Genomic DNA, 20386 nt, shown 5'->3' with positions numbered 1-20386 from the left:
CATCATGACATCGACGGCAGAGGCGACCGTGCCCGCGACCGGGTCCGTGAGCGAGGACGATTCCGGGCCCCCGGCCCCGGTTCGCGTCCCTTTTCCCCGCCGGATCAGTACGGACTTCCGGCGCGCCCACGAGCGCCACCTCGCCTGGCCGAAGTCCTTCGGCTTCCTGTCCTCGGGAGAGGAGGAGACCCATCACCTCAAGGGCCAGTTCCCGCTGATAGCGGCCATGTTCTATCCGAACGCGACCGGAGACGAACTGGATCTCGGGGTCGACCAGCAGAGTTGGTACTTCCTGTTCGACGACGCACTCGACGAGCAGTGGGGACGGTCGCCCGAGCGGGCCCGCCATATCGTCGAGCTCGTCAAGGAGGGCATCGGCGGCGAGGCGTCCCCGCTGCCCCTGGCCGGCGCTTTCGCGGACATGCGACGGCGCAGCTGCCGGGACATGCCCGGGGACTGGATCCAGCGGTCCGCGGCCCACTGGTCCTCCTACCTCGACCACCATGTCCACGAGGCGCTCAGCCGGCAGACCGGCACCCCCATGCCCCTGAACGCGTATCTGCGCGTGCGGCGCCACACCATCGGCGTGGCACCGGTCATCGATCTCGCCGAGCGCCTGTCCTCGTGCGTCCTCCCGGACCACCTGTACGTGCTGCCGCACCTGTCGATCATGCGCGAGATGACGAAGACGTTCATCATCTGCGACAACGACATCGTTTCCCTGGACAAGGACGCGGCTCTGGGAGAACCGAACAACCTCGTGCTCTGCCTGGAACGGGAGTACGGGATCTCCCGGCCGGAAGCGATCGAGAAGACCCTTCGCCGCCAGGACGAAGCCCTGGAACTGTTCACCGGCGCCCACCGCGCCCTTCTCGGTGCCCCGGCCACGAGCGACCTCGACCCGGCCGAACGCGACCTGCTGCGGCGCTACTGCACCGAGGCATTGCAGACCACCATCCGCGGCGCCTACGACTGGCACCACGCCTCCACCCGGTACCGCGTATAGGCCAACACGGGCCATCACCACAAGATCGCGTTCCCCGGATCGACACACTTGAGGAGCATGCAGCATGCCCAATCGGCGTTCAGCGTCCTTCGTAGCCTCCGAACGGGACCGGACCTGCCCGTTCGACCCGTCACCGGACCTCCTCCGCATGCGCGACGAGGGCGGCCCGCGGCGGCTGCGCGTCTTCCACCCGGTGCGCGGCGAGATCGAAGCCGTAGTCCTCACCCGGTACAGCGACGTCCGGGCCGCCTTCGCGGACGAGCGCCTGGTGACGGGCAACGGCATCGACCCTTCGCTGCCACGCACCCTGTTCAATCATCCGGGCTTCCTGCCCGCGTACAGCGGTCCGGATCACGCCCGCCTCCGCCGCATGCTCACCGGCAGCTTCACCGTCCGCCGGATCGAGCGGCTGCGGCCCGCGATCGAGACGATCGTCTCCGGCCACCTCGACGCCATGGTGGACCACGGCCCCGTCGTCGACCTGGTCGAGACGTTCGCCCTGCCCATCGCTTCGCTGGCGATCTGCGAACTGCTCGACGTCCCGTACGAGACACGGTCCATGTTCCAGCGCTGCTCCCAAGTGATCATGGACGGGACGGCCGACGCCGACCGCCTGGTGGCCGCCTCGGCCGAACTGAACGCGGCCATGGCGCACATCGTCACCCGCGACCGGGCCACCCCCGGGAGCGGAGTGCTCGGCACGGTGGTGCGGGAGCACGGCGCGGAGCTCACCGACGACGAACTGATCGGATTCGGAACCACCCTCCTCGTCGGGGGACACGAGACCACGGCGACCATGCTTGCCCTGAGCGTGCTGGCCCTGCTCCGTGATCCCGACCAACTCGCCTCCCTCCGCGACGATCCCGCGGTGGTGGGGACAGCCGTGGAGGAACTCCTGCGCCATCTCGCCATCCCGGCGCCACTTCTGCGCACGGCCGTGGCCGACATCGACCTCGGCGGGAACAGGATCAACGCGGGCGAGCACGTGCTGCTCTCTCCGCTGACCGCCAACCGTGACCCCGGCCTCGTCCCCGAGCGCCCCGATGACCTCGACCTCCGCCGCCGCCCGGTCGCCCAGTTGTCCTTCGGCTTCGGTATCCACCAGTGCCTCGGCCAGCAACTGGCCCGGCTGGAAATGAAGATCGCCCTGCCGACCCTGCTCCGCCGCTTTCCCACCCTCCGACTCGCCGTCCCCGAAACGGCCCTCCGCTTCCGCCAGGGCTCGACGGTCTACGGCGTGGAGGCACTCCCGGTCACCTGGTGACCGCCGGCCCCACCGCCCGCCCCTCGCTCTTCCCCGTCGCGCGAGTACGAGCCGCAGGACCGGCATGGCCGACGAGACCACCTGCTTTCTTGACCCGGCAGCCCCACCCCGCCGCTGCTCCGAACGGCTCCTCGAACTGAGCAGGTGGGGCACCGCCTCCTGCCCGGAGCCGGATCCACGGTTCTCAGAAGGTTCCTCCGCGGGCGATCGGCCACGGTGGACACCTGGGCGATCGCCCGCGGGTCCCTCCCGAGTCACGGGGGGTCCGCGTGCGGACCGGCGCCCCGACGCACCGAGATCGCCGGAATGCCGCCTGCCGAAGGTGAACCACTGGCCGATATGGCCGCTGACCCTGCCCTGCTCCGGCCCGCGCACTCGTACCGCGACTGCATCAGCCTGCTGACCGCGCCGCTCGGTTCGCCGGGTTTCCCGGATGGCACGGCGGCAGCCGTCCGGCGGGGTCCACCGCCGCACCGGCGCGGCGGGCCGCCCGTCGCGGACGACTCGCCGCAGCCCGGCGGAGGACGGCTACCGGCCCGAGTGGGCGGGCGTGCCGAGGCGCCGCCGCGGCTGATCCCCACCCCGGCCCCGCAGGGAGACGTCCGTCTCGGTCAGGACGCGGTGCACGAACCCGTACGACCGGCCGTATGCCTCGGCGATGGCCCGTATGGACCTGCCGCCCTCGTACTGCTCCTTCATCTCCCGCGCGAGCTCCTCACGGGCCACCCCGGTGATCTGTTCGCCCTTCCGCATGGCTCGTCTCCTTCCGCGATCGGTTCCCCGGTTGTGATCGCCGTCTACCCCGGAAAGGACGCGATGCCCCTGGCCGCCGCGTTCTTCCACGAACGGTCCCCGCCCGGGTGCGGCGGCGCCGCAACGGCCGGCGGGTTCCCGCGCACCTTCTCGTGGGCCGCCGCGACCGGCTCGGATGCGGTCCGGTGCGGCGATGCTCCGGCCGCGACGCGTACGTTCGAGGTCGTGGCCGCCAACCGCTACTCTCGGCTGTGATCTCGGGACTTGCTGGGGGTGGGGGACGTGCCGAGGAACTGGCTGGCGCGAGCGCGGCGGGGTTGGTCTTCACGACCGAGGGCGATCCGTTTCGTGGTGTACATGTGTGTACCGCTGGGCGTTCTCGGCATAGTCGCCGGCGTCTACGGTGACGGCCACGGCTGGTGGGAGCACCGAAGTTTCCTGACCAATCTGATCTCCAGCCTCACCAGCGTCATGTTCGGCATTCCCACCGCGCTGCTCGTCCTCGGGTACCTCGGCAATGCCCAAGCGGAAGCCCTGCAGAAGCAGCAGATCCGACGCCGCGCCCGGCGGGACATCGATGCCTTCCAGCAGGTGCTGCTGCGTCCCTTCTCCGCCGCGGACCTGCGATCCTTGCGGGCTCAGAAGACCAGCCTGGACGGAGCGCTGACAGCGCTCCGCCGAGTCCGGCCGACCTCGATCGCCTCGGCGCAGGGGTCTTATGAGACAGGTCAGGCAGTCGACACCTGGCTTGATCGGATTCGGCCGCTCGAAGCGGCGTACCAGCGGGTGCTTACCGGCATGACTTCCCAGACCGTTGGTCCGCAGGCGCTCTGGCTGGACGATCTCCAGGCCCACTGGGAGGAGCTCGACCAGGGACTGAGGTTTCAAATGGCCGAGGCGGACCAAGCATGGCTCACTCCCGCCCGCACGGTGGAGATGCGCAGGCTGTGGGTGGGGCTGCGGAGCGGGACCATCACGAGTCCCCTCGATCTCGATCCGGAGTCATGGCGAGCCCATGCACGTGCCAGGCGTGAACCTTCGCACGCGGCCCTCCGACGCGGGTACGACCGAGCCCAGCGAGTTCTTGCCGCACGCGAGACATGGCTCAACGCGTTCGGTGCCCTTCTGGACGGGGCCGACGAGCTGGCGGCGTTGCCGTAGCCACCGTGTCCTCCCCACGGCCCTGGCGGCCCTCGGCCATCCCGTTGTGCCGACGAGGAGATGGCGCTGCCTCTGGGCACGCGACGCCGGTGACCGCCGCCTCACCGGAGGCAGCGGTTCCACGTGGGGAAACCGCCGAACACCCGGGAGTCGAAAGCCTGTTACCGGGTAGCGTGTGCACGTGACCGGCTCGGCACGGCTGAGTTAGGCGGGACAGGGGAGGTCTCACGGATGGCGGGCGACTCTTCGGTTCACGGCGGTGGGCTGTCGCGACGCGAACTGCTCGCGTCGTCGGCCGCCGCGGGTGGCGCGATGTGGCTGTTGCGCGGGCTGGTCCGCCCGGACGGCGCGCACGCCGCCGACGCGGCCCCGGCACCGCCGGGTTTCCCGGCCGGACCCGACATCTACCGACGCGTCTACGAGAACTGGGCCGGTGAAATCCACACCGACCAGCTGTGGACGTGCGCTCCGCGCCACCCCCAAGATGTGCTCGACATCGTCAACTGGGCGCACGGCGCGGGCTGGACGGTGCGTGCGCAAGGCAAACGGCACGGCTGGGCCCCGCTCACGGTGGCCGACGGCACACCCGCCGCGACCCAGGTCGTCCTGCTGGACACCACCGCACACCTCACCGCCATGTCGATGGAGCGGCGGTCCGCCGACGGCTCGGCCGAGGTCCGGGTCCAGACCGGGGCCACCCTGGAGGACCTGCTCGCGTTCGCCGGCGCCGCCGGTCACGGCGTCACCGCCGCTCCGGCACCCGGACAGCTGTCGGTCGGCGGCGCGCTCGCCATCGGCGCGCACGGTACGGCCGTCCCCGCCGTCGGCGAGAACCCACCGCCCGGCCACGGCTACGGCTCGCTGAGCAACCTGGTCACCGAACTGACCGCCGTCGTCTGGGACGAGGGCGCCGGCCGCTACGTCCTGCGGACCGTCGGCCGGGCGGAACCCGACTGCGACGCGCTCCTCACCCACCTGGGCCGTTCACTCGTCACCGAGGCCGTCCTGCGTGTGGGCGCCGACCAGAACCTGCGCTGCCAGTCCATCCTGGACATCCCGGCCACCGAACTGTTCGCCGCCCCGGGCACCGCGGCCGGGAAGCGGACCCTGGCCGACTTCGTGGACCGGACCGGCCGCGTGGAGGCGATCTGGTTCGCCTTCACCGACAAGCCGTGGCTGAAGGTCTGGAGCGTCACTCCGCGACGCCCGCTGGGCTCCCGCGCGGTCGACGAGCCGTACAACTATCCGTTCTCCGACTCCCTCCCCGAGCCCGTGGCCCGGCTGGCCGGATCCCTGGTCTCGGGGGCCTGGGCGAGCGCGCCACTCTTCGGCAGGGTGCAGTACCTGCTGGCCAAGGTGGCGTTGACCAACGACATCACCGACGTCCTGCTCTCCGACGACCTCGTGCGGGAGGTGCTGACCGGTGACATCCTGACCCAGCTGCTGGCGGGCGGATTGCGGTCGGACCTGTGGGGCGCCTCCCGCAACCTGTTGGAGTACATCCGGCCCACCACACTGCGCGAGACGGCCAACGGCTATGCCGTCCTCGTCCGTCGCGCCGATCTGCAATGGGTGGTCAGCCGGTTCGCCGACTTCTACCGCACGCTGCTCGCCGCATACGCGGCACGCGGCGAGTACCCGGTCAACGGCCAGGTGGAGATCCGCGTGACCGGCCTGGAGGACCCGTCCGTCTGCGGCGTACCCGGCGCGCGGCCTCCCCTGCTGTCCGCGCTGCGACCGCGCCCCGACCGGCCGGACGCCGACACCGCGGTGTGGATCGACATCCTCTCCCTGCCGACCACACCCGCCCTCCACCGCTTCTACCGGGAAGTCGAGCAGTTCCTGTTCGCCCTGGACGGGGACAGGGCGACGGTCCGGGCGGAGTGGTCCAAGGGCTGGGCTTACACCGACACCGCCGCGTGGTCCGACCCGGACGTCCTCTCCCGCGCCGTCCCCGCCGGCCTGCGTGCCGGAGGCGGGCCGGGTTGGGACACGGCCGTCGCGGTCCTGGACCGGCTCGACCCCCACCATGTGATGTCCAGCCCGTTCCTCGACACCCTGCTGCGCTGATCGGCGACCCTGCCGGGCCCGGACCGACGAAAGCGGCCTCACCGGCGAGCGCGGGTGCGCTCCGCTCGGTGAGGCCACGTCCGAACCCCGGCCACCGCGCGGCGTTCGGTGTCCCCCGATCGTCCGACCGCGTCGATGAGGAAGGGGCTGGTCGGACCGTCCGGTCGCGTCGGCCGCGGTCCGGGCCGGGGTGCCGGGGGACGCGAGGCCACGGACGGCTTCGCCCTGATGTGGGTGGTCACGTCCGGGATGGACCGGCGGCTGGGCGCGGTGACCACGTCGGCCGTGGCGGACTCCCGGATCACGGGCCGGGAGATCGACCGGTTCGGGGAAGGGCCACTCGAGGGCCGGCGGGGCGTCGGTGCGGTATTCCCACTGGCCGTTGGTGAAACGCATGCGCCGCTCGTCGCGCCGTTGCCGCGGTGGCGAGCGGGTCGCCCAGGCCGTCGAAGAAGGCCATCGTCGGGACGATCACCCTGCCCGCCTGCCGCGTCCGGCCTTCCGAACCCGCGGAAACATCGTGTTCACGTCAAGAGGAATCGCCGGTAACACCCGCTTTCTAGTGTGACCGGCCGTGGGATCAGAGTCGTATACAGGGCCGCCGGAACGACTCACGACGGCCCGCACGGCTCCCCCGTTTCGCCGATGACGCCGCTCGGGGCTCTCCACCGCTTCACCGCACCCGCACCCAGCCCCACCGGGAGACGTGGCATGAGTACAACCGAGTCACGACAGACGACGCCGGAACCGGCGAAGAGCGCCGCCGACCAGGCGGCCAACGAGACACTGGAGGACTACACCCTCCGTTTCGCGCCTCGCAGTTACCGCCGCTGGACCCCGATGGTCGTCGCCACGACGGCGCTGGGCGGCATCGCCTACATGGCCGACTTCTCCATCGGCGCCGGTATCGGCCTGGCGCACGGCACCGGCAACGCGCTCATGGCGATCGCGGTCGCCGCCGTCGTCATCTTCGTCACCGGCTTCCCCCTGGCGTACTACGGCGCGCGTTACAACATCGACCTGGACCTGATCACCCGTGGCTCCGGCTTCGGCTACTACGGCTCGGTCCTCACCAGCGTCATCTTCGCCAGCTTCACCTTCATCTTCTTCGCCCTCGAAGGCTCGATCATGGCGCAGGGTCTGAAGCTCGGCCTCGGACTCCCGCTCTGGCTCGGCTATCTGGTCTCCACCCTGATGGTCATCCCCCTGGTGGTCTACGGCATGAAGGCGCTCAGCAAGCTCCAGGTGTGGACGACCCCGATCTGGCTGCTGCTGATGGTCGGCCCGCTGGTCTACCTGATCGCCACCGACCCGGGCACGGTCGACCGCTTCCTCGCCTACGCCGGCACCGACGGCGACGGCGGCGTCGATACCGCCTCCGTGCTGCTCGGCGCGGGCGTGTGCCTGTCCCTCATCGCACAGATCGGCGAGCAGATCGACTATCTGCGCTTCATGCCTCCCAAGACCGAGGCGAACAAGCGCACCTGGTGGACCGCGGTCATCATGGCCGGTCCCGGCTGGGTGGTGCTCGGCGCGCTCAAACAGGCCATCGGCGTCTTCCTCGCGGTGTACATCCTCGCCGAGGTCGGGCCGGACGTCGCCCCCGAGCCGATCCAGCAGTTCAAAGGCGCCTTCGACGCGATGATGCCGTCCTGGCTGGTGCTCCCGCTGGCCGTGGTCCTGGTCGTCATCAGCCAGATCAAAATCAACGTGACCAACGCCTACTCGGGCTCCCTCGCCTGGACCAACTCCTTCACCCGCCTCACCAAGCACTACCCCGGCCGCATGGTCTTCGTCCTGGTCAACCTCGGTTTCGCGCTCGCCCTGATGGAGGCCGACATGTTCAGCTTCCTCAACAGCATCCTGGGCTTCTACTCCAACTGCGCCATCGCCTGGGTCGTCACCGTGGCCACCGACATCGGCATCAACAAGTACCTGCTCAAACTCTCCCCCCACGCCCCCGAGTTCCGCCGAGGCATGCTCTATGCCGTCAACCCGGTCGGTGTCACGGCCTTCGTCGCCGCGTCCGGCCTGTCCATCGCCATGTACTTCCACGCCCTCGGCGACACCCTCCAGCCCTACTCCCCCGTCGCCGCCGCCGTCATCGCCTTCGTCCTCACCCCGCTCATGGCGATCGCCACCAAGGGCAAGTACTACCTACGCCGCACGGACGACGGCATCGACGCGCCCATGCTCGACCGGGACGGCAACCCCAGCGCCCTCACCCTCGACTGCCACGTCTGCCACCAGCCCTACGAGCGCCCGGACCTGGCCGCCTGTGCCGCCCACGACGCCGTGATCTGCTCCCTGTGCCTCAGCACGGACAAGGCCGGCGGCCACGTACTGCCCGCTACCGTGTAGACGCCCGGCCAGCCGCAAGGCGGCTCCCGTACGCCTCTTCGCTCACGGCACGCATCGCCGGACGGCTCGGCTACGTCCCGGCACTGGTGCCGGTGCTCGCGTTCGCCGTGTTCGGTGGCGCCCGGCGCGGTGCCTACCTATGTGATGAGCCGGCTGCCGTGCGCCGCCATCGCGGAGCGACGGCTGAAGGATTTTGCGTCAACTTGCGCAAGAGGCGGATGACGCCCCGGGGAGCGGGGTCACAGCCGGGAGGGGCCTGGGCCGCGAACCCGAAGAGACTCTCGAAAGCGCCCGTACGCGGACGACCAGCAGGAAGAACTCCCTCTCCCGGACGTTCGTCCTTCCGTTCAACCTTTTAATGAACTGCCTGGATTAATCCACACAGTGTGGCCGGATCACCGGGCCTGTCGACCATGAGTAACACTCTCGGTCACTGGACGACTTCAACTTGTGTTGAGATGTGCGCCGACGCGGTCCCGTCCGCGACCGCTTCCACCACACAAGGGGTGACGTGTTGTTGATACGTAATCGGGTTCCGTCCACCCGACGGTCAGTGCTCACGTTCGGCTTGTTCCTCGCCTGCTTGCTCACCGTCACGGCTCCCCGCGCCCGGGCAGTCACGGCACAGGACGTCTCCGTCTCCTTCGGCGTGCAGGCCACCACCGACGGCGAGACCCTCCTGGTGTCCGGCAGCGCCCCGCAGCTGGGTGCCTGGGACCCGGCCAGGGCCGTTCCTCTGGGCACCACGGCGAGCGCATACCCGCACTGGTCAGCCGACGTCCGGCTACCCCCGGGCCTCACGGTGCAGTACAAGTACATCAAACGCTCGCCCACCGGCACCCTGACCTGGGAAAGCATTCCCAACCGCACCCTGACCGTCTCCCAGGACGGGCCGGGCAACGACGACCGTTGGAACGTGACCCCCGTGACGGCCACGTTCCAGGCCAGCGCCACCACCGCCTGGGGCCAGAACCTCTACGTCTCCGGCAACGTCGCCGACCTCGGCGCCTGGGACCCGGCCAAGGCCCTCCCCCTGACCACCGACTCCGCCACCTATCCGCTGTGGTCCGGCGGCCACCAGCTGCCGCCCAGCACCACCATCCAGTACAAGTACCTGAAGAAGAACCCGGACGGCACCGTCACCTGGGAGAACGGCGACAACCGCACCGTCTTCACCACGTCGACCGGCAGTGTGACGCTCAACGACATCTGGCGCTGAGGCCCGGCGCCGGCGGTCCGTGCGGTCGGCTTCGAGGAGCCGGCCGCACGGGCGTGGAAGCACACCCCGGTACGGGTGGCCGAGATGCCGCGCCGATGTCCGGCGGCAGGAACGAGCGGTTACGGTCGCTGGCCGAAAGAGTCGGTGTGCGGGTCCTCCGCCGGGCCCCGGCCGGCTGGCGGGACGCCCGGACGGGTGACTTCGTCCTTTGCGCTGTGGGAGATCGCGAAGCCGTTCGTCCCGCCGTGGAAGGTGAGGCCGCCCTGCACGGCAGCAGCGTTGCGGTGGCAGGGCGGGAAGCCTCCCCCGCACCGTGGATCACGTCGCACGGGCAAGTTAGACTTCAGTCCTTATAGGGATTGATAGTGCTATGGACAGCTCTCATCCGTCCGGAGCCCTCTTCCGGCTCTTTCCTCCGGAGACGCGCAGTGTGCCGCTGGCCCGGCGGTTCGTGCGGTCGGCGTTGCGTGGTGTCGCGCCGGAGGTGGTGGACATCGCCGAGCTGCTGACCAGTGAGCTGGTGACCAACGCGGTGCTGCACGCGCGTACCGAGGTGGAGGTGAGGGTCTGGTCCCGCGAAGGGCAAGTGCGCGTGCGAGTCGGCGACGGCCGGCCGGACCGCCCGCTCGTGCCGCGGGAGACCAGGCCGTATGCCGGTGCCGGACGGGGCCTTGCCGTGGTCGAGGAACTGGCTTCCAGTCATGGAGCCCACGCCGGGGAGGGGCGCAAGACGGTCTGGTTCGAGCTATGGCCCAAGGCCCCGGTGCCGCCGACGTCCGGGTGGGAGTCCGTGGCGCTGTGCGGGCGAACCGCGACCGTGACGCTGATCGACATGCCTTACATCGTGTTCCGCGCGGCGCAGCAGCACGGTGACGAGTTGCTGCGGGAGCTGATGCTGACCACACGCGTCGAGGAGCGCACCGGAGTGTCGGACTCGGAGCTGCTCGTCGCCGGCGATGTAGCCAACGTGATCAACGCGTGTATGACATCCGCGCTGGAGGAGACGGTCACCAGCGGCGCCACGGTGACCCTGGAGATCGCGTTTCCGCTGGACGCCGCGCCCGCCGTCGACACGTTGCGGCACGTGTGCGAACAAGGCGACGCGGCGGCGCAGCTGGGAACCCTGCTCACCCTGCCGGCCCCGCCGCACGTGCGGAACCACTACCAGTGGGTGCTCGACCAGCTGGTCACTCAACTCTCCGGGGGTCCGCCCACCGCGTGGACGCTGCTGCCCGGCGTGCCGGACGCGACCTCCGTCGAGCTGGCCCCCTGGGACGCCGGCGACGTGGAGGACAGCGGTGTCCCGACGGTCGCGGCCGACGACGACGGCCGGATCATCGCGGCCAACGCGGCCTTGGCCGACCTGCTGGGATGGCAGACCGACGAGTTGATCGGCCGACCGTTGACCGTGCTGATTCCCGGGCATCTGCGCGAGCGGCATCGGGCCGGGTTCACCGCGCTCCGGCTGACCGGCCGGTCCCGCATCATGGGCCGGTCCATTCCCCTGCCGGCGTTGCACCGGGACGGCAGCCTGGTCCATGTACGTCTGCACGTCCGTAGTCAGGAGGCGGTGGACGGCCGCACGGTACGGGTCGGTCACTTCATGCCCAGAGCGACGGCTCCGGGCGAGGACCGGCCGGTATCACGTCCCGATCCCGGGCCCTCGGTGCGGCCGCACACCGGCGCGGCCGCGGCGCCGCGGGCCGGCGATGAGACGGCGGCACGGGCTTGGGAACGCTTGACCCTGCTGGCCGACACCACCAGTGCGCTGTCGAGCACGCTCGACTTGCGCGAGGGACTGCGCCGAGTGTGCCAAGTGCTCACCCGGCAGATGGCCGCCTGGTGCGTGGTCGACCTGCTCGACGAGCACGGGGACGCCGAACGGGTCTGCGTCGTCCACCGCGAGCCTCGGGCACTGAGCGTCGGGGTGGACCTCGGCAGACTGCCCCCGGTGTCCGAGAACGCGCGAGGACCACTGGCCCGGGTACTGAATGGCGCGGGACCCCTGCTGATCACCGACATCCCCTCACCGGACCAGGCGGAAAGCGCCCTGGACGCCCGGCAGCTGAGGCTGTTCGAGCGGTTGGGCGCCACCAGCACGATCATGGCCCCGCTGCGGGCCCGACGCGAGGTGCTGGGCGCCCTCATCGTCGTACGCACCGGACACGACGCCCCCTTCACCGAACAGGACGCGCTCCTCGTCGCCGACCTCGTGCAAGGCATTTCGCTGAGCGTCGACAACGCCCGTCTGCACCAGCACACCCGTACCGCGGCCGAGCGCCTTCAGCGCTCCCTGCTCCCCCGCCTCCCGCACATCCCGTCCATGGAGATCGCCGCCCGCTACGCCCCGTCCAGTACCACCGCCCAGGTCGGCGGCGACTGGTTCGACGCCTTCACCCTGCCCGACGGGGACACGGCATTGGTCATCGGAGACGTGGCCGGGCACGACCTGAACGCCGCCGTAACAATGAGCCAACTGCGCAACATGCTCCGCGGCATCGCCGTCGACTGCCAGGACCGGCCTTCGGAGGTATTGCGCCGTCTCGACCTAGCGACCCTCACGCTGTATCCGCACTCCACCGCGACCTGCGCCTACGCCGTCGTCAAAGACCCTCACAACGGCCCATGGGAAGTGCACCACTCGTCCGCCGGACACCTCCCTCTGCTGCTGACTTGTCCCAACGGCGACACCCACTACCTGGACTCCGCCTCCGGCCTCCTCATCGGTGTGGACAGCACCCTGCCCAGGACCACCGCACGCGACCTGCTGCCGGCCCACTCCACCCTGCTCATGTTCACCGACGGCCTGATCGAACGCCCGGGGGAATCCCTCAGCGACGCCTTGGACCGCCTGCGCCGGCACACCGCCGCCCTCGCCCAGGCCACTCTCGACATCTTCTGCGATGAACTGATCCTCAGTCTTGGCGCCGGCAGCACCGACGACATCGCCCTCCTGGCCCTGCGTCCCACCCCGCCAGGCACCTGACCGGCGGCCGTCCCCGGTGGCGGGGCCTTCTCCCACCGCGGCCACCGGACACCGCACGAGAGGGCCCGCGCCCCCGCGAGCCGAAGCGCCACCCACGGATGCGATGCCCTGGCGAGGACTGCCGCCACGACCACCGCCGCCTGCGCCGTTGGGGCACTACTTCTGCGGGTGGTTCCCATGGTCTGCCCTCGTCCGCCCATGATCGACTGACCGGAGGCGCCGGGGAGTGCCGGATCCCTCCCTTCGCCGTCAGGACCGATCAGTTGACGAAGGAGCACGCGTCGTCGGCAGCGATCACGCGGTGTGGACGAACTGGACCTACCCAGACGGCGCCTGGAACGGATGGGTCTCCGTGGGCGGCTGGTCCAGAGCCGCGTCGAGGCCGACCCTCGGCAAGAAACCAGCGACTCCCTCATCTTCATCTCGGTCCTCGGAGCGGACGGGAACACATGGTTCCGGGCTCGCTACACCAACGGTACGTGGTCCGACCGGCAGGTGGGCCGCCTCGTCGAACCCAACGGCCACTTCTGCCCGTGACCGTCGTGGGGACCGGCCGTGGCGGAACGGCGCGGCACCGCCGACGGCACGACAGCGCTGACACAAGGAGGCAGGTGGTGCGGGCGCCGCAAATGGCGGCACCACCGTCCGCCGACCGGGTGTGCGTCGGGGGGCGACGCGCAGACGGCGAGGCCGGGCAGCGCGTGGAGATCAGATCGCCGGCGGCTGGAAGCACATACGAGTCACCGCCTTGACGGGTGATGAAGGAAACTGCCACGATAACGTCACCACTTCAACCGGTGACGTATGTAGTGTCCTCGGAGAGAGGTGGACGCAGGCCTGTTCGCACAGATGGGGAGCCCAGTCATGGCAGTCAGCTACACAGCCGCCGTCATCGTCGAAGGGGAGGGCCGCGACGGCGGTCACGTCCGCTCCTCCGACGGCCTCCTGGAGACGGGACTCGCCCTCCCCGAAGAGCTGGGTGGCACCGGCACCGCGACCAACCCCGAACAGCTTCTGGCCGCCGGCTGGGCCGCCTGCTTCCTGGGCGCCCTGCGCCGGGCCGCCACGACCCGCAAGATACGGCTGACCAGTACCAGCATCACCGCCGAGATCACCCTCACCCACGGTGACGACGGCGAGTTCTCGCTCTCCGCGGTCCTCAGCCCGGTCCTCGGCGGCGTCGACCAGGCCACGGCCGGGGAACTGGCCCGGGCCGCCCACCAGATCTGCCCCTACTCCAAGGCCATGCGCGGCAACATTCCCGTCGCCCTCAACGCCACGACTGCCGCCTGACCCCCCTTGACGGCGGGTCCCGTGCCACTTCCCCCGGCACGGGGCCCGCTCCCTTCTCCTCCCGCCGCACCCGCACCGCCGACCGAAGAGCGAGGGCAGGACATGGCCTCCCATACACACTCATTCGTCCTGAGGACCGGACACCGCCGCTCCGCCCCCGTGCACTCGACATCACTTCCCGAAGGGGTGACCAAGAGCGTCGATCGGCCACCGGCTGCCCGGGCGACCGCCGTTCGCGACAGGGCAGACGGCGTCCGTGACCGGGCCGCTGCCGGCTCCGGCGAACGACGAACGGCGACTGCGCGAGTGCCGCAGGAACCCACGTGGCCGGGTGCCGTGCAGCTGTGGGCCTGGTCGGCGGGCGCGGCGCTGTCGGGATACGGCCCGACGGCTTCCGACTTCCTGTAGGGGTACAGCGGCACGCCCGGCATCGTCGACTACGTGGAGCGGCCCGTCACGCCGGTCAAGGGAGCACGCCGTACGTGAGATATGCCTCACAGACGCACACGTTTGAAGAGGGTAGAGATAGACAAACGCCTGCGGGAATCGGGAAAACCACCTGGTGGCAGGGATTTTCACTTCCCCGGGTGCACGGAGGATCGCCCATGCACACCTGCCTCTCGATGGCCTGGCGCGACACGGCGACCACACACGTGTCAGTTCTCCGGCACTCGCCCCGGCCTACAGTGCAGTCGCGGAGGCCGCATCCGGCCTCCGGCTCGCCGCACGACTCGGAACCAGGATGGTTCGGAACGCCATGGTTATCTCCCTCACCGCCGTCTCCCGATCCGATCTGCTCGCCGTCATCATGACGGAACACCGCGAGGGTCTCGTCTCGTACGCGGAGAAGATGCTGGGTGACCGCGGACTCGCCGAGGACATCGCGCAGGAGGCCCTCATCCGCGCCTGGCGGAACATCGACCGCCTGCTCGGGACGGAGGGGTCCGTGCGGGGCTGGCTCTTCACCGTGACCCGGCGCCTGGTCGTCGACTGGGTGCGCAAACCCCAGGCCCGGAGGGAGGTCGTCGGGGACGCCTACAACGACCCGGTGCCGGGTGGCGACGGCGCGGAGGCGGTGCACGACCGTCTGGTGGTCCGACCGCTCCTGCGCAAGCTGTCCGCCGAACACCGCGCCGTGCTGGTGCACATCTACCTGTGCGACCGCACCCTCCAGGAGACCGCCGGCATCCTCGGAGTCCCGGTCGGCACCGTCAAGAGCCGTCAGCACAACGCCCTGCGCAAGCTGCGGGCCGCCTTGCGGTCCGAGGCGCCCTGAGCCGTCCGGGCCCTGCCGCGCCGCTTGCGCCTGAGCCTGCCTGCCTGCCTGCCTGCCAGTGACGCACGTCCCCGGCGAACGACTCGCTGCCTGGTGACGGCCCGGTGAGCGGGCGGGATGTGTGGTGATGCCGCTCCGGGGTCGGCGCGGATCGGTGCAGGCGGCGCGTTCCGGGTGTTCGTGCGGGCGTCGCGCCGAGGAGGACATCCAGGCTGAACCGGCGGGGGCCGCCCCGTCCGGCCAGGGCACCGCGGTGGACGGAGCCGAGGGCCGCGGCACGCGGGTACGCCCGGTTACCCGGGTACGCCCGGTTGTTCCCGCGCCGCCTCGCGCCACGTGTTACGGTCCGACACACGTGTGACGTGTTCGCGTGAACCCGGAGCCCTGCCGCAGCCGTGTACTGACTGGCCCGGTGACACGGAAGGTCCTCCTCGTTCGCGGCGGGCCGTCGTGTCACACCTCTGACCGGAAGGACTGCCATGCTCGTTCGTTCCCTCACGGCTCTGGCCTGCGGCGCTGTCGCGACCTTGGCTCTCGGTGTCTCCCCCGCCTCGGCGGCGCCGGCCGCGAGCTGCGACGGCGCCCTCGTGCTCTGGGACAACGTCAACTACAACGGCACCCACATCTGCTTCGGTTACTGGGAATCGGAGAGCGACCTGGGCAAGGTCTCGGCGCTTCCCAGCGGCAGCATGCAGGACAAGACCTCGTCGGTACAGAACCTCACCGACTCGGCCTTCTGCCTGTACGTCGACAACAACTACTCGGGCGACAAGTTCACGGTCTACGCCCACACCTCGATCGTCGACATGAGGGTCCCGAACCCCTACTGGAACGACAAGATCAGTTCAGTGCGGCCTGGCGCCTGCTGACGGCTTCTGCGAGCCGCCCCGGCCCGGTCGCCCCGGGCCGGATGCGCCGGTCCCCGCCCGCGCGGCACCCGGGGCAGTGGGTCCGGCAGGCACGGGGAGGTGGTGGGTCCGCCCCCGCCGACAGAGGTCGGGCGCCGCCTGCGGATCACCCGCCTTCAGGGCGGCCTCCTTCAGTCAGTCGGCGATGCCGGAGACATGGGATTACCGAAGCGTCAACGCGAGGGGGCAAGACACCGAACGCCGAACGCCCGCACACGTGTGAACGGCGGACCGGCCGGACAGGCGCGGGAACGACACCTGGTAAACTGTCACTGACCTGAACCGAGTGATCGAGGAGACGCAGACATGGTGGGTGAAGACGACATCTCCGGGTGAGACCCGGATCTGACGGCCACCGGCCGGCGCGCAGGAGCGCCGACGCCGACGTGGCCCGACTCGTCGTACCCCTTTCCCCATGTCTGCCCAGGGCAGAGGTCTCTGTTCTGCCCTCCGTGCCTTCGAGGTCCTTTCATGTCCGACGCCGCCATCATCTGCTCTGGCCTCTCCTTCGCCTGGCCCGACGACACCCCCGTCTTCCACGACCTGTCCTTCACCGTGACCACCGGCCGCGCCGGACTGGTCGCCCCCAACGGAGCCGGCAAGAGCACCCTGCTCAAGCTGATCGCCGGTGAACTCCAGCCGGCCACCGGCTCGGTGTCCGTCGGCGGCACCCTCGGCTACCTCCCGCAGACCCTTCCCCTGACCGGCGACCTCACCGTCGCCGAGGTCCTCGGGGTGGCCGAGGTGATCCGCGCCCTGGACGCCGTCGAGTCCGGCGACGTCGGCGAGGAGCACTTCAGCACCATCGGCGACGACTGGGACATCGAGGAGCGAACCCGCGCCCAGCTCGACCGCCTCGGACTGGCCGGTCTCGCCCTCGACCGCAGTCTGAGCACCCTCAGCGGCGGCCAGGTCGTCTCCCTCGGCCTCGCCGCCCAGCTGCTCAAGCGCCCCGACGTCCTCCTTCTCGACGAGCCGACCAACAACCTCGACGCCGAGGCCCGCCACAAGCTCTACGACGTCCTCTCGGACTTCGCCGGCTGCCTGCTGCTGGTCAGTCACGACCGCGCCCTGCTCGACCGCATGGATCGCATCGCCGAACTCGGCAGCGGCGAACTACGCTTCTACGGCGGCAACTTCACCGACTACGAGGAAGCCGTACGCGCGGAGCAGGAGGTCGCGGAGAAGAACGTCCGCAACGCCGAGCAGGAACTCAAGCGGGAGAAGCGGGAGATGCAGCAGGCCCGCGAACGCGCCGAGCGCCGCATGAGCAACGCCTCCAAGAACCTCAAGAACGCCGGCCTGCCCAAGATCTTCGCCGGCACCATGAAGCGCGGCGCCCAGGAGGCAGCCGGCAAGTCCGGTCAGACGCACGCCTCCCGCGTCAGCGAGGCCAAGGCCCGCCTCGACGAGGCCGGACGCGCGCTGCGCGATGAACTGCGCCTCACCCTGGAACTGCCCGAAACCAACGTGCCCGCCGGCCGCAACCTCTTCCTCGGCGAGGGCATGCAGGTCCACCACGCCGGCCGCGCCGTCTTCGCCGACGGCGGCATCGACCTGACCGTCCGCGGCCCCGAGCGCATCGCGCTCACCGGGCCCAACGGCGCCGGCAAGTCCACTCTGCTGCGGCTGATCACCGGGGAACTCGCGCCGGACAGCGGGGAGATCAGGCGCAGCGACGGCCGGATCGCCTATCTCTCGCAGCGCCTGGACCTGCTCGACCTGGACCGCACCGTGGCGGAGAACTTCGCCGCGTACGCCCCCGAGCGGCCCGAGGCGGAGCGGATGAACCTGCTCGCCCGTTTCCTCTTCCGGGGGGCCCGCGCCCACCTGCCCGTCGGCGTCCTCTCCGGCGGCGAACGGCTGCGCGCCACCCTGGCCTGCGTCCTGTGCGCCGAACCGGCACCCCATCTGCTGCTCCTCGACGAGCCGACCAACAACCTCGACCTGGTCAGCGCGGGCCAGCTGGAGAGCGCGCTCAACTCCTACCAGGGTGCCTTCGTGGTGGTCAGCCACGACGAGCGGTTCCTCGCCGAGATCGGCGTGAACCGCTGGCTGCGGCTGGCCGACGGCACGCTGAGGGAGACGGGAGCCCCCGTGGGGTGAACCCCGGCGTGTCACGTGGCCCGCGTCCGAGGCTCCGCGCCCGGCGGGCCGACCACCGAACACGTTGGACGGTTCCCCATGCCCCAGCCCGCTCTGCTCGCCCGCGACCTCGTCCGCACCCTGGACGGCCGGCGCGTCCTCGACGGCATCTCCCTGACCGCCTCCCCCGGCCACCGCGTCGGCCTGATCGGAGAGAACGGCGTCGGCAAGTCCACCCTGCTGCGGGTGCTCGCCGGCGTCGACGCACCCGACGCGGGAAGCGTCTCCCGCCCCGCCGAGCCGGGCTTCCTCCACCAGGAGATGCCCTACGACGCCGACACCACCGTCGCCGCGGTGCTGGACGAGGCGCTGCGCGAGGCCCGCGAGGACCTCGCCGAACTGGAACGGCTCGGCGAGGAACTCGCCCGCGCCCCGCAGGAAGACCCCGGCCACCAGGAACTCCTCGACGCCTACGGCAGGCGGCTGGAGCAGACCCAGGACCGGGAGTCGTGGGACGCCGACCGCCGCGCCGCCCTGGTGCTGGACGGGCTGGGCCTCGGCACGGTCGGCCGCGACCGCGCGCTGGGCTCACTGTCCGGCGGGCAGCGCGGCCGGCTCGCCCTGGCCGCGCTGCTCGTACGACGCCCGTCCACGCTGCTGCTCGACGAGCCGACCAACCACCTCGACGACGGCGCCGCCGCCTTCCTGGAGGAGCAGATCCGCACCCTGCCCGGAGCGGTCGTGGTCGCCAGTCACGACCGGGCGTTCCTCGACGCCGTCTGCACGGACCTCGTCGACCTCGACCCGGCGGTGGACGGCCCGGTCCGCTACGGCGGCAACTACTCCGCCTACCTGCGCGAGAAGCGCGCCGAGCGGGAGCGCTGGGAGCGGCGGTACGCCGAGGAGCAGCAGGAACTGGCGGAGCTGCGCAAGGCGGCGGGCGTGACCGCGCACCGGGTCGCCCCGGACCGGGGCCGCACCGACAACGAGAAGATGGGATACGGCCACCGGGCGGGCCGGGTGCAGAACCAGATCTCCCGCCGGGTGCGCGACGCCACCCGGCGGCTGGAGGAGCTGGAGCGCGCCCAGGTCGCCGAGCCGCCGCGCCCGCTGCGGTTCGCGGCCGGGGAACTGGCCACACGGGTCGAGGAGGGGCCGCAGCCGCTGGTGGCCCTGCGGGACGTCCGGGTGCCCGGCCGGCTCGCGCTGGACACGCTGGAGATCCCGGCCGGCGACCGGCTGCTGGTCACCGGCGGCAACGGGGCCGGCAAGTCCACGCTGCTCGCCGTGCTCGCCGGACGGACGGCGGCCGGGGGCGAGGTGCGCAGGCGGCCCGGGCTGACGGTGGGACTGCTCACCCAGGACACCGTCTTCGACCGGCCCGAACGCACGGTCCGCGACACCTACGAGACGTCACTGGGCCCGGCGCGGGCCGAGCAGGTGCCGCTCGCCACGCTCGGGCTGCTGCACGAGGCGGACATGGACAAGCCCGTCGGACGGCTGTCCGTCGGGCAGCGGCGGCGGCTCGCGCTGGCACTGCTGGTGGCCCGCCCGCCCCAGCTGCTGTTGCTCGACGAGCCCACCAACCATCTCTCCCCGAGGCTGTGCGACGAACTGGAGGAGGCCCTGGGCTCCGGCCCCGGTGCCATCGTCGTCGCCAGCCACGACCGCTGGCTGCGACGCCGGTGGCAGGGCCGGGAGCTCCGTCTGGAGCCGGGAGGCCGCCCGGACGCGGGACGCGGAGGGCGGAGGCTTCACGGCTCAGAGTCCGCAGGTCATCGGCCAACTTCGTCATGACGCCGCTCCTGCCCTCTGCGGTCGGGGCGCAGCAGAAGGTGCCCTCCTCCCCAGGCTGACACGGTCCTGCGTCGTCGGCGACACGGCGCGGCCGGCGACGAGCCGGATCTCGCGGCGGCAGGCCCGCGAAGGGGCCCTGCAGCGCGAGGAGCCCGTCGCCCGGACAAGCGGGAAGAGCCTCTCGGGCCGGGTAATCGTGCGGGTGGG

Annotated in this window: 13 protein-coding genes; 12 read left to right on the top strand and 1 reads right to left on the bottom strand. The window is 70.7% G+C overall.

Annotated elements, in window-relative coordinates:
* The first annotated feature begins 4 nt into the window (after positions 1–4).
* Entirely contained in the window at positions 5–1006 is a 1002-nt protein-coding gene (locus tag ACZ4W9_RS29985) for a terpene synthase family protein (protein ID WP_467941052.1), read from the top strand.
* Positions 1007–1070: 64 nt separating this feature from the next.
* Positions 1071–2270, top strand: a complete 1200-nt coding sequence (locus tag ACZ4W9_RS29980; protein ID WP_467941050.1) for a cytochrome P450 — start codon at positions 1071–1073, stop codon at positions 2268–2270.
* 528 nt (positions 2271–2798) lie between these two features.
* Here ACZ4W9_RS29980 and ACZ4W9_RS29975 read toward each other — a convergent pair.
* On the bottom strand, positions 2799–3023 hold the full coding sequence (locus tag ACZ4W9_RS29975; protein WP_467941049.1) for a helix-turn-helix domain-containing protein: 225 nt from the start codon (positions 3021–3023) through the stop codon (positions 2799–2801).
* 357 nt (positions 3024–3380) lie between these two features.
* Between ACZ4W9_RS29975 and ACZ4W9_RS29970 the strand changes: the two genes are divergently transcribed.
* The 10 genes from ACZ4W9_RS29970 to ACZ4W9_RS29925 all read left to right on the top strand — a co-directional run bounded on the left by ACZ4W9_RS29970 (position 3381) and on the right by ACZ4W9_RS29925 (position 20179).
* On the top strand, positions 3381–4184 hold the full coding sequence (locus ACZ4W9_RS29970; RefSeq protein WP_467941048.1) for a hypothetical protein: 804 nt from the start codon (positions 3381–3383) through the stop codon (positions 4182–4184).
* A gap of 231 nt (positions 4185–4415) precedes the next feature.
* Positions 4416–6254, top strand: coding sequence for a cholesterol oxidase substrate-binding domain-containing protein (locus ACZ4W9_RS29965; protein ID WP_467941046.1), 1839 nt, complete (start codon positions 4416–4418; stop codon positions 6252–6254).
* A 711-nt stretch (positions 6255–6965) separates the two neighbouring features.
* The gene (locus tag ACZ4W9_RS29960; protein WP_467941045.1) at positions 6966–8615 is read left to right on the top strand and encodes a purine-cytosine permease family protein; all 1650 of its coding nucleotides are present in this window, start codon (positions 6966–6968) and stop codon (positions 8613–8615) included.
* A 553-nt stretch (positions 8616–9168) separates the two neighbouring features.
* The gene (locus ACZ4W9_RS29955) at positions 9169–9834 is read left to right on the top strand and encodes a CBM20 domain-containing protein (RefSeq protein ID WP_467941044.1); all 666 of its coding nucleotides are present in this window, start codon (positions 9169–9171) and stop codon (positions 9832–9834) included.
* A 370-nt stretch (positions 9835–10204) separates the two neighbouring features.
* Positions 10205–12820 (top strand): SpoIIE family protein phosphatase, encoded by a 2616-nt coding sequence (locus ACZ4W9_RS29950; protein ID WP_467941042.1) that lies wholly within the window; start codon positions 10205–10207, stop codon positions 12818–12820.
* 864 nt (positions 12821–13684) lie between these two features.
* Positions 13685–14113 (top strand): Ohr family peroxiredoxin, encoded by a 429-nt coding sequence (locus ACZ4W9_RS29945; protein WP_467941040.1) that lies wholly within the window; start codon positions 13685–13687, stop codon positions 14111–14113.
* A 757-nt stretch (positions 14114–14870) separates the two neighbouring features.
* The gene (locus tag ACZ4W9_RS29940) at positions 14871–15389 is read left to right on the top strand and encodes a sigma-70 family RNA polymerase sigma factor (RefSeq protein WP_467941039.1); all 519 of its coding nucleotides are present in this window, start codon (positions 14871–14873) and stop codon (positions 15387–15389) included.
* A gap of 479 nt (positions 15390–15868) precedes the next feature.
* Positions 15869–16258: a peptidase inhibitor family I36 protein gene (locus ACZ4W9_RS29935; protein ID WP_467941038.1), complete on the top strand. Its 390-nt coding sequence runs from the start codon at positions 15869–15871 to the stop codon at positions 16256–16258.
* A 510-nt stretch (positions 16259–16768) separates the two neighbouring features.
* A complete protein-coding gene (abc-f, locus tag ACZ4W9_RS29930; protein ID WP_467941036.1) occupies positions 16769–18403 on the top strand; it encodes a ribosomal protection-like ABC-F family protein in 1635 nt (544 codons plus the stop codon).
* Positions 18404–18481: 78 nt separating this feature from the next.
* The gene (locus ACZ4W9_RS29925) at positions 18482–20179 is read left to right on the top strand and encodes an ABC-F family ATP-binding cassette domain-containing protein (protein ID WP_467941035.1); all 1698 of its coding nucleotides are present in this window, start codon (positions 18482–18484) and stop codon (positions 20177–20179) included.
* The last annotated feature ends 207 nt before the right edge of the window (positions 20180–20386 follow it).

The sequence above is a fragment of the Streptomyces sp. NPDC029296 genome, assembly GCF_055569255.1.
The sequence above is the reverse complement of the archived record's forward strand: the minus strand, read 5'-3'. Positions and strand labels throughout refer to the sequence as shown.

Bases quoted from the DNA above. Each gene is read 5' to 3' on its own strand.
- ACZ4W9_RS29935 (WP_467941038.1), top strand. From the start codon at position 15,869: ATGCTCGTTCGTTCCCTCACGGCTCTGGCCTGCGGCGCTGTCGCGACC.
- ACZ4W9_RS29980 (WP_467941050.1), top strand. From the start codon at position 1,071: ATGCCCAATCGGCGTTCAGCGTCCTTCGTAGCCTCCGAACGGGACCGG.
- ACZ4W9_RS29950 (WP_467941042.1), top strand. From the start codon at position 10,205: ATGGACAGCTCTCATCCGTCCGGAGCCCTCTTCCGGCTCTTTCCTCCG.
- abc-f (WP_467941036.1), top strand. From the start codon at position 16,769: ATGTCCGACGCCGCCATCATCTGCTCTGGCCTCTCCTTCGCCTGGCCC.
- ACZ4W9_RS29960 (WP_467941045.1), top strand. From the start codon at position 6,966: ATGAGTACAACCGAGTCACGACAGACGACGCCGGAACCGGCGAAGAGC.
- ACZ4W9_RS29970 (WP_467941048.1), top strand. From the start codon at position 3,381: ATGTGTGTACCGCTGGGCGTTCTCGGCATAGTCGCCGGCGTCTACGGT.
- ACZ4W9_RS29975 (WP_467941049.1), bottom strand. From the start codon at position 3,023: ATGCGGAAGGGCGAACAGATCACCGGGGTGGCCCGTGAGGAGCTCGCG.
- ACZ4W9_RS29940 (WP_467941039.1), top strand. From the start codon at position 14,871: ATGGTTATCTCCCTCACCGCCGTCTCCCGATCCGATCTGCTCGCCGTC.
- ACZ4W9_RS29965 (WP_467941046.1), top strand. From the start codon at position 4,416: ATGGCGGGCGACTCTTCGGTTCACGGCGGTGGGCTGTCGCGACGCGAA.
- ACZ4W9_RS29945 (WP_467941040.1), top strand. From the start codon at position 13,685: ATGGCAGTCAGCTACACAGCCGCCGTCATCGTCGAAGGGGAGGGCCGC.
- ACZ4W9_RS29925 (WP_467941035.1), top strand. From the start codon at position 18,482: ATGCCCCAGCCCGCTCTGCTCGCCCGCGACCTCGTCCGCACCCTGGAC.
- ACZ4W9_RS29985 (WP_467941052.1), top strand. From the start codon at position 5: ATGACATCGACGGCAGAGGCGACCGTGCCCGCGACCGGGTCCGTGAGC.